Origin of the sequence: Latilactobacillus sp. (assembly GCF_033176295.1) — a bacterium.
GTDB classification, from domain to species: Bacteria; Bacillota; Bacilli; order Lactobacillales; family Lactobacillaceae; genus Latilactobacillus; species Latilactobacillus sakei.
Map to the genome: position 1 here is coordinate 63,276 of NZ_JAMQEX010000001.1, position 12,811 is coordinate 76,086.

General features: G+C 38.3%; 12 protein-coding genes, 1 pseudogene and 1 CRISPR repeat array (1 of these 14 running past the window's edge). All 13 genes and pseudogenes read left to right on the forward strand.

From position 1 onward, the window contains the following. Positions 1–129: 129 nt before the first annotated feature. Positions 130–1,119 (forward strand): rod shape-determining protein, encoded by a 990-nt coding sequence (locus tag NDN60_RS00360; RefSeq protein WP_016265259.1) that lies wholly within the window; start codon positions 130–132, stop codon positions 1,117–1,119. Between the two features lie 26 nt (positions 1,120–1,145). Continuing rightward, positions 1,146–1,328 (forward strand): DNA-directed RNA polymerase subunit beta, encoded by a 183-nt coding sequence (locus NDN60_RS00365; RefSeq protein WP_056947885.1) that lies wholly within the window; start codon positions 1,146–1,148, stop codon positions 1,326–1,328. Positions 1,329–1,349: 21 nt separating this feature from the next. After that, positions 1,350–1,598, forward strand: coding sequence for a membrane protein insertion efficiency factor YidD (yidD, locus tag NDN60_RS00370; protein ID WP_025016453.1), 249 nt, complete (start codon positions 1,350–1,352; stop codon positions 1,596–1,598). Positions 1,599–1,626: 28 nt separating this feature from the next. Then, positions 1,627–1,857, forward strand: a complete 231-nt coding sequence (locus tag NDN60_RS00375; protein ID WP_056947848.1) for a DUF2969 domain-containing protein — start codon at positions 1,627–1,629, stop codon at positions 1,855–1,857. A 93-nt stretch (positions 1,858–1,950) separates the two neighbouring features. Beyond that, a complete protein-coding gene (locus NDN60_RS00380) occupies positions 1,951–3,150 on the forward strand; it encodes an FtsW/RodA/SpoVE family cell cycle protein (protein ID WP_056947845.1) in 1,200 nt (399 codons plus the stop codon). 18 nt (positions 3,151–3,168) lie between these two features. Continuing rightward, the gene (locus tag NDN60_RS00385) at positions 3,169–3,477 is read left to right on the forward strand and encodes a glycine cleavage system protein H (RefSeq protein WP_025016454.1); all 309 of its coding nucleotides are present in this window, start codon (positions 3,169–3,171) and stop codon (positions 3,475–3,477) included. Between the two features lie 351 nt (positions 3,478–3,828). Next, on the forward strand, positions 3,829–4,863 hold the full coding sequence (locus NDN60_RS00390) for a methionine ABC transporter ATP-binding protein (RefSeq protein ID WP_016265253.1): 1,035 nt from the start codon (positions 3,829–3,831) through the stop codon (positions 4,861–4,863). Beyond that, entirely contained in the window at positions 4,856–5,545 is a 690-nt protein-coding gene (locus NDN60_RS00395; protein ID WP_056947839.1) for a methionine ABC transporter permease, read from the forward strand. The genes NDN60_RS00390 and NDN60_RS00395 overlap by 8 nt, the downstream gene beginning before the upstream one ends. Before the next feature lie 19 nt (positions 5,546–5,564). Then, positions 5,565–6,380 carry a MetQ/NlpA family ABC transporter substrate-binding protein gene (locus tag NDN60_RS00400; protein WP_056947832.1) on the forward strand — a complete coding sequence of 272 codons (816 nt, stop codon included), beginning with the start codon at positions 5,565–5,567 and terminating at the stop codon, positions 6,378–6,380. A gap of 114 nt (positions 6,381–6,494) precedes the next feature. Continuing rightward, a complete protein-coding gene (cas9, locus tag NDN60_RS00405; protein ID WP_099947667.1) occupies positions 6,495–10,604 on the forward strand; it encodes a type II CRISPR RNA-guided endonuclease Cas9 in 4,110 nt (1,369 codons plus the stop codon). A gap of 237 nt (positions 10,605–10,841) precedes the next feature. Further along, positions 10,842–11,747, forward strand: a pseudogene (gene cas1, locus NDN60_RS09330) (type II CRISPR-associated endonuclease Cas1). Further along, positions 11,725–12,030 carry a CRISPR-associated endonuclease Cas2 gene (cas2, locus tag NDN60_RS00420; protein WP_056947817.1) on the forward strand — a complete coding sequence of 102 codons (306 nt, stop codon included), beginning with the start codon at positions 11,725–11,727 and terminating at the stop codon, positions 12,028–12,030. Before cas1 ends, cas2 begins: the two are co-directional and overlap by 23 nt. Further along, on the forward strand, positions 12,027–12,698 hold the full coding sequence (gene csn2 / locus NDN60_RS00425) for a type II-A CRISPR-associated protein Csn2 (protein WP_056947810.1): 672 nt from the start codon (positions 12,027–12,029) through the stop codon (positions 12,696–12,698). The genes cas2 and csn2 overlap by 4 nt, the downstream gene beginning before the upstream one ends. 26 nt (positions 12,699–12,724) lie before the next feature. Continuing rightward, positions 12,725–12,811: a CRISPR direct-repeat array (repeat unit 36 nt) (it continues 2,260 nt past the right edge of the window).

Genomic DNA, 12,811 nt, shown 5'->3' on the forward strand with positions numbered 1-12,811 from the left:
GATATTCGTTTTTAGACGGACGTCGTTCTTTTTTAGTGTTAATTTCGTAAACGAAACTTATATTTTATTGATATTAGGCTTGTGGTATAATTGACTATTGAATATGGTTTCTGGAAGGAGCAACACTAAATGGCTAAAGATATCGGAATTGATTTAGGGACAGCCAACGTCTTAATTAACGTTATGGACAAAGGCATTGTTCTTAATGAACCTTCAGTCGTTGCGATCGATACTAAAACAAAAAAAGTATTAGCAGTTGGTTCTGAAGCATACAGCATGGTCGGTCGGACACCCGGCAATATTTTGGCAGTGCGCCCACTTAAAGATGGTGTGATTGCTGATTTTGATATGACCGAAGCAATGCTTGCTTATTTCATTAATAAATTAAACGTCAAAGGTTTTCTATCAAAACCAAACATCTTAATTTGTTGTCCAACAAATATTACATCGATTGAGCAAAAGGCAATTGTAGAAGCTGCAGAAAAATCTGGCGGCGGTAAAGTTTTCTTAGAATTTGAACCTAAGGTTGCGGCCGTGGGTGCTGGGATGGATATTTTCCAACCACGTGGTAACATGGTGATCGATATTGGTGGTGGGACGAGTGATATCGCCGTACTATCAATGGGTGAAGTTGTGACAAGTCGGTCATTACGGCTTGCTGGTGATCGCATGAATGCTGAAATCGCAGCATACGTTAAACGTAAACATAACTTATTAATCGGTGAACATACTGCCGAAACAATCAAGTTGAAGATTGGTAGTGTTTGGCACGCCGATGCAAGTGAACAACTAGAAGTCCGTGGCCGTGATATTGTCGGTGGATTACCAGTGTCAATCACGATTGGTGCGGATGAAGTTGAACTTGCCTTGCACGAAACAATGATGGCCATCGTTGCCGCTGCTAAAGAAGTGCTTGAAGTGACACCACCAGAATTAGCCGGCGATATTATTGATCGCGGGATTATGTTAACCGGTGGGGGTGCGCTATTACGCAATATTGCCAACCTCTTTTCTGAACACCTTAAGGTCCCAGTTGTCTTAGCTGAAAAGCCATTGGACGCGGTTGCCTTAGGTACGGGTGTTTTATTAGAAAATATTGCCCAAAAACGAGCACACTAAATCAGAAGTAAGGGATTGTGAATATTGTGTATCGATCAAATTTTGAAGAGCACGTCAAACCAGTTCTTAAAAAGATCTTACTAGTCATTGTTTTAATGATTTTTGCTGGGTTAATTGGCCAAATGATTGGTTTTGCAATGGGTGGTCGAAACCCATTTGCCGTCTTTTTACCAAGTACCTGGAGTCACATTATTAATTTCTTGCAGTAGGTCAAGATAAGTGGTGATTGCATGCAAAAGATATTAATTGCACTTGTGCGGTTTTACCAAACTGGTATTTCGCCATTCTTACCACCGAGCTGTCGGTATTATCCGACTTGCTCTAGTTATATGATTCAAGCCATTCAAAAGCATGGCGCTATTAAGGGACTGATTATGGGTATCGGCCGTATTTTGCGGTGTCATCCATTTGTAAAGGGTGGTTATGATCCCGTTCCGGACCATTTCACAGTGTTTCGGAATAAGTCTGTTAATGACTAATGTTACAAAATAAGGAGTTTCAAAAAATATGTCTAAAAAAGAACAACGCGTAGAAGTCACAATTGATGATATTAACCGTAACGGCCAGGCAATGACGAGTGTCAAAGTTGGTAAAAATGAAGTCGGTGTTATTGTCGAAGACAGTGCTAAAAAACGGTTCGAAGCAACTGTCGAAGGTACTGGCCAAAGCATCATTACTAAAACACACGACGATGCTGTTAACGAATTACTACGGGAGTATCACTTACACCAAGGTTAATTCTTAAGAATTAATTAGCTTTAGAGTAACCCGGCAGATTTTTGGCCGGGTTATTTTATAATTAAGACAGTTTTTAGTTGAAGGAGACTTAACATGCCAAAGGAATTAGAAAAAGTCGACGATACTTCGCGTGTAGATTACGGGATTGTTTTTTCCGTCTTCATGTTAGCGTTAGTGGGTTTAATGTCGATTTATGTCGCGGTAACGCATGATACAAGTAGTGCCAGCTCAACGCGAGCTGTGCTGATGCAGGCGGCTTGGTACGTCATTGGTGGGATCGCAATTGTGGCCATCATGCAGTTTGATTCGGAACAGCTCTGGCGAGTTGCGCCGATTGCTTATGGCATTGGGATTTTTCTCTTAGTTGCCGTTTTATTCTTTTATAATCGGGTAGTGGCGATTCAAACTGGCGCTAAGAGTTGGTTCTCGTTAGGGCCGATTTCGTTCCAGCCTTCCGAAGTGATGAAGCCGGCTTATATCTTAATGATGAGTCGGGTTGTCACTAAGCACAATACCGAGTATCCAGAACACACGATTAATGCGGATTGGTTATTGTTAGGCCGATTATTAATTTGGACATTACCAGTTATGGTACTTTTGAAATTACAAAATGATTTTGGGACATTATTGGTGTTCGTCGCAATTTTGGGTGGCATTATCTTAGTGTCCGGGATTACTTGGAAGATTCTAGCACCTGCAATGGCGATAATGGCGGCCATTGGTGGGACGGCTTTGACCTTGGCGGTAACAACCCCAGGGCGGGCGATTTTAACCCACTTAGGCTTTAAAACCTATCAATTTAACCGAATTGATGCCTGGTTACATCCGTTTGATAATACGGCCAGCACAAGTTTGCAATTATCCCAAAGTTTAAAGGCCATCGGGTCTGGTCAATTATTTGGTAAAGGCTTCAATCAGATTCAGGTTAACGTACCCGTTCGTGAATCCGATATGATTTTCTCCGTAATTGGTGAAAACTTCGGCTTCATCGGTTCTTGTTTAGTCATTTTATTGTATTTCTTGTTGATCTACCAAATGATTCGGGTCACATTTGATACCAAAAATGAGTTTTATGCCTATGTTTCAACGGGTGTTATCATGATGATCCTTTTCCATGTTTTTGAAAATATTGGGATGAGTGTTGGTCTATTACCATTGACCGGTATTCCATTACCGTTTATTTCACAAGGTGGTTCATCGCTATTGGGGAACATGATGGGGATTGGTTTTATCATGTCGATGCGGTACCATTATAAGAGTTATATGTTCAGCGAATCTGAAGATACTTTCTAGGAGTGAAAACAATTGACAATGAGTAACAATGATTATTTTTGGACAGAAGAAATCGCAGCTTCAATCAGACGAATTGGTTTGACTAAGGGTGCGCAAAATGAATTTGGGTTAATTAAATTTGTAGATGTCCCAGTTGAAGGGCAAAAGATGGCACTTGATATGCCACTTGTTGCAATTGAAGCTGAAAAAATGGTTCAAGAGTTAGATAGTCCTTTAGCGGGTGAATTAGTCAACGTCAATACTGATTTAGCTGATAATCCCGAATTATTAAATGCGGATAATGAAAAAGATGCGTGGATTGCCGATATTCGAATTTCAGATAATTAGACTTGACATCTGGCGTCTGATTAATTAAGATAAGAATTACTTAATACAAGCGATGAAAAGATGAGTAGATAACTTAGTAGCATTTTAAGAGAGTCCGGTCAGGTGCAAGCGGATAATGCGAACGATTTTCGAATATGGTCTTTGAGCAAATTCATTTGGTAAGGTTTAACTGAGCCGAATGCGGGGGTTGCCCGATATAGCGAACGAGTATCGATCCTGGTACTTTGTAAGGCGATTATTGTGAAGTAGTCGTGAAATTAAGGTGGTAACACGCAAATTGGCGTCCTTTCTCTCATTTATTTGAGAGGGAGGACTTTTTTTGTACATTTTTAGTCAAAGGGAGAGAATGCAATGTTAGAACTAAAGCAAGTCGGTAAGGTTTACCAACGGGAACAACAGACATTTACAGCACTCAGCGATATTTCATTGAAAATTGAAGCGGGTGAAATTTATGGGATTATCGGCTATTCAGGCGCTGGTAAGAGTACGTTAATTCGATTATTAAACGGTTTAGAAAAACCAACTAGCGGGGATGTCTTGGTCAACGGTCAATCAATCGTTGGTTTGAGCGAACAAGCAATGCGACCAATTCGGCAGAAGATTGGCATGATTTTTCAACACTTCAATCTACTCTGGTCAAAAACAATTCTTGAAAATATCGCCTTACCGCTTAAATTAGCGGGGGTTGGCAAGAAGGAACGCTTAGCTAAGGCCAAAGAGATGTTGGCATTAGTTGAGCTAACAGACTTGGGTGCCGCTTATCCTAGCGAACTTTCAGGGGGCCAAAAGCAACGGGTTGCGATTGCCCGTGCGTTAATCAGCGAACCGGCCATCTTATTATGTGATGAAGCAACCAGTGCTTTGGATCCTAAAACAACGAATTCAATTTTAAGTCTTTTAGCTAAGATTAATCAGGAAATGGGCATCACGATTGTGCTGGTAACCCACGAAATGGATGCGGTACGCCGGATCTGCCAACGAATCGCAGTGATGGCAGCCGGTCGGGTAATTGAAGAAGGCACAACACAAGCCATCTTCGAAACGCCACAGGCAGAAGTGACGAAAGCCTTTGTCTCAGAATCATTGGTGATTACGCCTAGTGAAACAGCCGCTTCAATCGAACAGTTGTTGACGCGGGTACCAGAGGGCACGATCGTCAAACTCCGGTTTAACGAAGAACAATCCAGTCAACCGGTCATCGGCCAATTAATGCGCCGCTATCCAAGCGTTGAAGTCAGCGTGATTAGTGGCAGTTTACAACAAACGATTAATGGTGCCCTGGGGTATTTATATATTCAGATTCAAGCTAGTCCAGACGATTTAAAACAGGCATTATCCGACTTAAGTCAACAAACTATCGAAGTAGAGGTGTTAAGACATGGCTAATATCAACGGATTTCAATCTTATTTTCAATTTAAACAAATCGACTGGCCAACGATGTGGGAAGCAACAGTCGAAACGGTTTGGCTAACGGCTGTCAGCGTCTTGCTAGTCGCAATTCTCGGTTTCTTGTTAGGGTTAGTTTTATATCAAACAAACGGTAAAATGGATTTTATGAGTCGGTTGTTAAATGGGATTGTCGCTTTATTCGTCAACGTTTTCCGTTCAGTACCGTTCATCATCTTGATCGTGCTTTTGATTCCCATGACTAAGGAATTGATGGGTACCATGATTGGTCCCAAAGCTGCAATTCCAGCATTAATCGTTTCGGCAGCACCATTTTATGCGCGGTTAGTTGAATTAGCCTTTCGTGAAGTTGATAGCGGGGTGATTGAAGCGACCCGCGCACTAGGCGCTTCAAAATGGCAAATTATCTGGCAAGTCCTTTTACCAGAAAGCATGCCCGCACTGGTTTCCGGATTAACCGTCACCGCGATTTCATTACTTGGTTACACGGCAATGGCCGGTGTGATTGGGGCCGGTGGCTTGGGGAACTTAGCCTACACTGAAGGCTTTCAAGCAAACCAAAATACAATTACGTTAGTGGCGACAATCATTATTTTAATCATCGTGTTCATTTGTCAAAAAGCCGGTGACATTATCATCGCTAAAATTGATCATCGTTAAAACAGAGGGAGAAAAGTAGATGCAAAAAAGATATTTAAGCGTACTCGCCGGGCTTTTAATTGTTGGCGTACTGTTGACTGGCTGTCGCGCTAAAAAAACAGATCCCAATACGATTGTGATTGGCGCATCAACCATTCCGCATGCCGCCATTTTAAGACACATTAAACCCGAATTAAAAAAAGAAGGCATCACATTGGATGTCAAAGCGTTCAGTGATTATGTATTACCTAATAAGGCTTTAGCCAGCGGTGAATTGACCGCCAACTATTACCAACATATTCCGTTTATGAAAAAGGCAAACCACGATAATGGCTATCATTTAGTGAGTGCTGGTGGGATTCATCTTGAACCACTGGGCCTTTACAGCAAGCGAGTTAAAAAATTAAGTGCCGTCAAAACCGGCGCCACTGTCCTCGTTTCAAACAGTCAAACTGATTGGGGCCGAGTCCTCTCGATTCTAAAAACGGGCGGCTTGATCACCTTGAAACCAGGGGTCAAAGTTGAAAATGCAACCTTTAATGATATCGCCAAAAATCCGAAGAAGCTCAAATTCAAGTACACGTTTGAGCCGAAGTTAATGCCTGAATTGTTGAAAAATGATGAAGGCACGCTGGTTGCTATCAATTCAAACTATGCAGTTCAAGCCGGCTTCACACCGGAAAAAGATGCAGTGGCAATCGAAAGCCTCTCATCACCATACGTGAACGTCGTCGCTGTTAATAAAGGCGACGAGAACAAACCCGCAATCAAGAAGTTAATCAAAGCACTCAAATCAAAATCAACCCAAGCCTGGATTAAAAAGCAATGGCACGGGGCGGTATTACCAGTTAAATAATGAAGGAAAGGCTCATATGGATGGGCTTTTTTTATTGTGCATAATTTAATTAAGTTGGAAAATAAGCGCTTAATTAGCTATACTAACGGTAATGGTGATTAAGGGGGAGTTAGTATGGCGAAAACATATAATATCGGACTAGATATTGGTACAAATTCAATTGGGTGGGCAGTCGTTGATGACCAGAACCACTTAATGAGTATTAAAGGAAAGTACGGTTATGGTGTTCGATTATATGATGAAGGAAAAACAGCCGAAGAACGTCGGAGTTTTCGAACAACACGTCGTAGATTAAAACGGCGTAAATGGCGATTGAGTTTATTAAGAGAAATTTTTGAACCACAAATCACGCCGCTTGATAACACATTTTTCTTACGTCAGAAACAATCAAGTCTAAGCTCAAAGGATAATCGTAAATTATATCCAGAAATGAGTCTTTTTAATGATCGAACGGATACTGATTTTTATACACAATATCCAACAATTTATAATCTGAGCCGCGATTTAATGACTAAGAATAAGCAATTTGATATTAGAGAAATTTATTTAGCAATGCATCATATTGTGAAATATCGGGGACATTTTTTGAATGAATCACCGGTATCATCATTTAAAAGTAGTGAAATTAAATTAGCTGAAAATTTTGAAACTTTAAACCAAATATTTAACGAACGATTTAATGAATCCATGTTCCAATTAGCTGTAAATGATTTTGATGATTTGAAAGCATTATTGCTAAATGACCAACAAAGTGCTAGTAATCGACAGAAAAAAGCATTGGGAATGATTTATGTTCCAAACGAAAACAAATCACTTGAGAAGCAAAATAAGGCAATTGCCACTGAGTTATTAAAAGCGATTCTAGGCTTAAAAGCAAAATTTAACGTCCTAACCGGAATTGAAGTCGATGACGCGAAGCCATGGACATTATCATTTAACTCTGAAAGTTTCGATGAAGATATTGATAAGGCAGCAACCAATATTGATGATGACAGCCGGGAAATAATAGCAATCTTACAGGGCCTTTATTCGGGTATCTTATTAGCAGGTATTATACCTGAAAATCAATCATTATCGGAAGCGATGGTCGAAAAATATGACCAGCATGCTGCTCATTTAAAGCAATTAAAGTCAATCTACCCACTGTTGAGTATTTCTGATAAAAAAGCAATTCAACAGGCCTACAATTATTATATTGATGGGCAAGATAATGCTAAAGCTTACAGCAGAGAAGATTTTTATGCAGCAACTACTAAAGCATTGAAATCATATCAGGATAACGAAACGATTGCTGAAATTCTAAAGTTAATCGAACTTGAACAATTTATGCCAAAGCAACGAACAAAAGATAATGGTGCAATCCCACATCAGTTGCACCAACAAGAGCTAGAGCGGATTATTGAAAACCAACAAAAATATTATCCTTGGTTGGCAGAACTTAATCCTAACGAAAGTCGGCGTAAAATTGCTAAGTATAAATTGGATGAGTTAGTGGCATTTAGAGTGCCTTATTATGTTGGGCCATTGATCACGTCTGAACAGCAACAACAAAGTTCGAATAAAAAATTTGCGTGGATGATTCGAAAAGCAGAGGGTAAGATTACACCGTGGAATTTTGATGAAAAAGTGGATCGACAAGCATCGGCAAATGAATTTATTAAACGGATGACAACCACTGACACCTATTTATTGGCAGAAGATGTTTTACCTAAACAAAGTTTGGTATATCAACGATTTGAAGTGCTAAACGAATTAAACGGTATTAAGATTGATGATGTACCGATTACAGTTGAACAAAAGCAACGGATTTTTAACGATTTGTTCATGATGCAAGCAAGTGTTTCGGTTAAAAATATTCAAGATTATTTGGTTTCGAAGGGTTATTTTGCTAGTCGGCCTGAAATTACGGGATTATCTGATGAAAATAAGGTTATCAGTAGGTTGAGTACGTACCATGATTTGAAGGCAATCTTGGGCGGAATTGTTGATGAAGCCAACAAACAAGCTGATCTAGAAAAATGTGTTGAATGGTCAACAATTTTTGAAGATGGTAAAATTTTTGTCGAAAAATTAAATGAAATTGAATGGTTAACAGATGAACAGCGGAAACGATTATCTTCTAAACGTTATCGGGGATGGGGCCGTCTTTCCAATAAATTATTAAATCAGATTGTTAATGAAAACGGTCAGAGAATAATGGATTTATTGTGGGATACGACAGACAATTTTATGCGGATTGTTCATTCAGAGGAATTCGATAAATTAATTAGTGCTGCTAACCAAACGTTATTATCCAAAAATGATGTTCAAGATGTGATTAATGATTTATATACGTCACCTCAGAATAAAAAGGCATTACGCCAAATTCTATTAGTGGTATCTGATATTCAAAAAGCAATGAAGAATCAAGCGCCAAGTAAAATTCTAATTGAGTTTGCCCGTGAGGATGAGGCAAATCCACGTTTATCTGTTCAGCGGAAACGGCAAGTCGAGCAAGTTTATCAAAATATTAGTAAGGATATCCTTAGTGATTCTGATGTTAAGGCGGAATTAAAGGATTTAACTAACACAGCATTAGCAAATACGCGATTATTCTTGTACTTTATGCAGGGTGGTCATGATATGTATACTGGAGAAACTTTAAATATTGATCGCTTATCAGAATATGATATTGATCATATTTTACCGCAAGCCTTCATTAAAGATAATTCTTTAGATAATCGGGTTTTGGTATCTGCAAAAATGAATCGGAGCAAATCTGATCAAGTACCGTTAAATGACTATACTGAAGAACGATTTGGCTCAAAAATGCGTGTTCAATGGGAACAAATGTTACGAGCAGGATTAATAACTAAACGAAAATATGATAATTTAACGTTAAATCCCGATCGAATTAGTAAATATGCTATGAAGGGGTTTATCAATCGACAATTGGTTGAAACACGACAAGTGATTAAGTTAGTAACTAACTTATTAATGGATCATTATGAAGATGATGAGGTCCAGTTGATTACAGTTAAAAGTGGTTTGATACATCAAATGCGTGAGATGTTTGATTTTCCTAAAAATAGAAATTTAAATAACCATCACCATGCATTTGATGCTTATTTAACGGCTTTTGTGGGAATCTATCTTCTTAAACGTTACCCTAAATTAACGCCATTTTTTGTTTATGGAAGCTATCAAAAGAATAATACCAATGATAAGTGGCGTAATTTTAATTTCCTTAACGATTTAAAAAAGGAAGAAGTAATAGATTCAGATTCTCACGAGGTTATCTGGAATAAAGCGCAAGGACTTGCTGAGTTGGATAAAATTTATCAATTTAAGAAAATCTTAGTGACCCGTGAAGTCCATGAAAATACAGGTGCACTATACAACCAAACGCTGTATTCTGCTAAAGACGATAAGGCTAGCGGTCAAGGTGGTAAACAGTTGATTCCTGCCAAGCAGGACCGGCCAACTGCATTATACGGTGGTTACTCGGGCAAGACGGTTGCTTATATGTGTATTGTCCGGATTAAGTCTAAGAAAGAAGATACGTATAAGGTTTGTGGTGTTAAGACGAGTTGGGTGGCAGAATTGGAGAGACTATCTGATTCTAATGAACAATTAGCTAGTCTTAAGGCAAAATTGATGCCTAAATTTACGAAGAATAAAAAACAAAAAGGAAAAACAATTCAAGTTACCGAAGATTTTGAAATCATTGTTCCTAGGGTATTAATTAATCAACGGTTTTATGATAATGGACAAGAAATAACTCTAGGATCAGCAACTTATAAGCATAATGAACAAGAATTAATGCTAAATAAAAAGGCAGTTAAACTATTGAATGGTCAATTATCGTTAGTTGAGGCCGAAACATTAGCACCGCAAGTTTACGATGAGATTTTAAAACAAGTGATGAAATACTTCCCACTGTATGATACCAATCAATTTAGAACAAAGTTGAAGATGGGTAAGGAACAATTCATCAAATTACCGTGGAAGAATAAATGGGACGGTAATAAATTGATTCATGTGGGCCAACAAACAGTATTAGATCGCATTTTAATTGGATTGCATGCAAATGCAGCGGTGAGTGACTTAAGTACCTTAAAGGTAACAACACCATTTGGTAAATTACAACAACCATCTGGAATAGCACTTTCCCTAAATACGAAAATTATCTATCAATCTCCAACTGGCTTATTTGAACGACGAGTTGCTTTAAGGGGTTTATAATATAAAAGCTAGCCTGTCATTAGAGTCGATGACAGGCTAGCTTTTTGTTTTGAAGGCATAAAAAAAGGCCTCATAAGAGGCTCAGAATAGAAAACTTGGTCAAAAGACCTTGTTTGATTTTAACTCAGAGTATCAAATCAATGAGTATTTCGGTTGAGTGTATCAAGCTCAACAACGAAATTATAGCATGCATTAAAGTTTAAAACAAGTATGAAGCAAAAATTGGGAGGCGTTTCTATGGGATGGCGAACAGTCGTTATTTCTCAACATGCAAAAGTATCATATTCAGGGCGGAAAATTGTAGTACAAACAAAAGATGCCACACATCAAGTACCTATCGATGATGTTCAGATTTTGTTAGTGGCGACTACGCAGGCAGTAATTACCGCCTCTGCAATTACCGAGTTGAGTGAATCGGGAGCAAAAGTTATTTTTACCGGACGAGATGGTAACCCAAGCTGTGAAACGATGACGGATTATCCTGGTAATCGCAGTTTAGGCTCTATTAAAAAGCAAGTTGAATGGCCAACGGAATTACGTGGAATGGTCTGAACAGAAATTGTTAAAGCGAAAATTGCAATGCAGATTCAATGTGCTCGACAGTTGGGAAAGGAAGTAACGACGTTAGAGAAGGAGGTACGTGCCATTGAATTTGATGATCTAAGTAATCGAGAAGCAGTCGTTGCTCGAAAATATTTCCAATTAATTTTTGATAAAACATTTGTACGAACTGAATTTAATCCAATTAATGCGGCTTTAAATTATGGTTATAGTATTTTATTATCAGCAGTTAATCGTGAGATTGTATGTAATGGTTATTTAACGCAGTTTGGTATTCATCACCATAGTGGTGTTAGTGATTTTAATTTAGGCTCAGATTTAATGGAACCATTTCGACCAATCTTCGATTATTGGATAGCACACCAGCGTTTTAATGAATTGACAACGGATATTAAATTTGGACTAATTGAACTTTTGAATATCGAGCTTCAATACAATGGACAAACAACGATTCTTAGAAATGCACTCACTAAACACGTACAAAATTGCTTAAATTTTATGGCGAATCCAAAGAATGAGTTTGAAGTAAGGGTGGTTATGACAAATGAGGTACCGAATAATGCGATTATTGGTCATGTTTGATTTACCCACGGAAACAAGTGAGGATCGAAAAGCTTACCGCCATTTTAGAAAGGCATTACTTAATGAGGGCTTTTTGATGATTCAATATTCTGTCTATGTGCGAGTTTGTGTTAGTAAACAGTCCGCTCAGTATATTGAAAATAGAATTGCTGGTTACACACCTGCAGCTGGACTTGTCCAGACCCTGATGGTGACAGAACAACAGTATAATAAAATGCATTTCTTAGTTGGAAAGTCTAGTGATGATATACGTAATTCAGCCGAAAGGACATTAATTTTATGAATATTACTTATTATCCGTATGAACCCTTTAAAGTTAACAATAGTAAAATAACGATTCTGAGCACGAGTAGTCCGTCTGTATATACTAAATTAATCGCAGGGGCCTCTGGTCAAGATGATACACTTCATTTAAGCGATGACCATTATCGGTTACTAGAATATATCAAAGGGATGATTTGGATTGGTGAAATTTCAGCGGTTGATTTAAATCATCTTTTTCAAAATAAGTTGATCAAAAAATTTACAGCCGATCTAACGGATGAACAACGACAAAAGGTAGTTAATCTGAATAATGAATTACGAGCCACTATTTTAGAAGCCGCGTTTATGTATGAATTAGCTTTAGATATTGACCATGAGTTAGATTTGCAAAAGTTAATTAAATTTTGCAATTTAAAATTTTCGAATGATGTTCAAGATGATCCATATGGTATAATAGAAAGCATAGTACAAACTGCTATAGAGTTACAAGAAACAAGAATTATCACGTTGATCAACGTTTCGCACTATCTTAGTATCAACCAGTTTAATGAACTGGTAAGACTAGTTGCGACATTGGATGTGAAACTCTTTATCATTGAATTTTCAGAATTGGCAACGCCTGACAGGTACCAAGAATGCTGTTATTATCACATTGATAATGATTATGTTGAATGGCGTTACGAATAAAGTGAGTATTTGATGAAAAAACATCGGTTTTAGAAGAGTATCAAATCAATGAGTGGTTCAACTCAGCCAATGCGTCATAATCAGCTTGCGAGGTTTTAGAAGAGTATCAAATC

Coding starts and splice junctions, on each gene's coding strand:
- NDN60_RS00360 (WP_016265259.1), top strand. CDS start 130: ATGGCTAAAGATATCGGAATTGATTTAGGGACAGCCAACGTCTTAATT.
- yidD (WP_025016453.1), top strand. CDS start 1,350: ATGCAAAAGATATTAATTGCACTTGTGCGGTTTTACCAAACTGGTATT.
- NDN60_RS00375 (WP_056947848.1), top strand. CDS start 1,627: ATGTCTAAAAAAGAACAACGCGTAGAAGTCACAATTGATGATATTAAC.
- NDN60_RS00380 (WP_056947845.1), top strand. CDS start 1,951: ATGCCAAAGGAATTAGAAAAAGTCGACGATACTTCGCGTGTAGATTAC.
- NDN60_RS00385 (WP_025016454.1), top strand. CDS start 3,169: ATGAGTAACAATGATTATTTTTGGACAGAAGAAATCGCAGCTTCAATC.
- NDN60_RS00390 (WP_016265253.1), top strand. CDS start 3,829: ATGTTAGAACTAAAGCAAGTCGGTAAGGTTTACCAACGGGAACAACAG.
- NDN60_RS00395 (WP_056947839.1), top strand. CDS start 4,856: ATGGCTAATATCAACGGATTTCAATCTTATTTTCAATTTAAACAAATC.
- NDN60_RS00400 (WP_056947832.1), top strand. CDS start 5,565: ATGCAAAAAAGATATTTAAGCGTACTCGCCGGGCTTTTAATTGTTGGC.
- cas9 (WP_099947667.1), top strand. CDS start 6,495: ATGGCGAAAACATATAATATCGGACTAGATATTGGTACAAATTCAATT.
- cas2 (WP_056947817.1), top strand. CDS start 11,725: ATGCGATTATTGGTCATGTTTGATTTACCCACGGAAACAAGTGAGGAT.
- csn2 (WP_056947810.1), top strand. CDS start 12,027: ATGAATATTACTTATTATCCGTATGAACCCTTTAAAGTTAACAATAGT.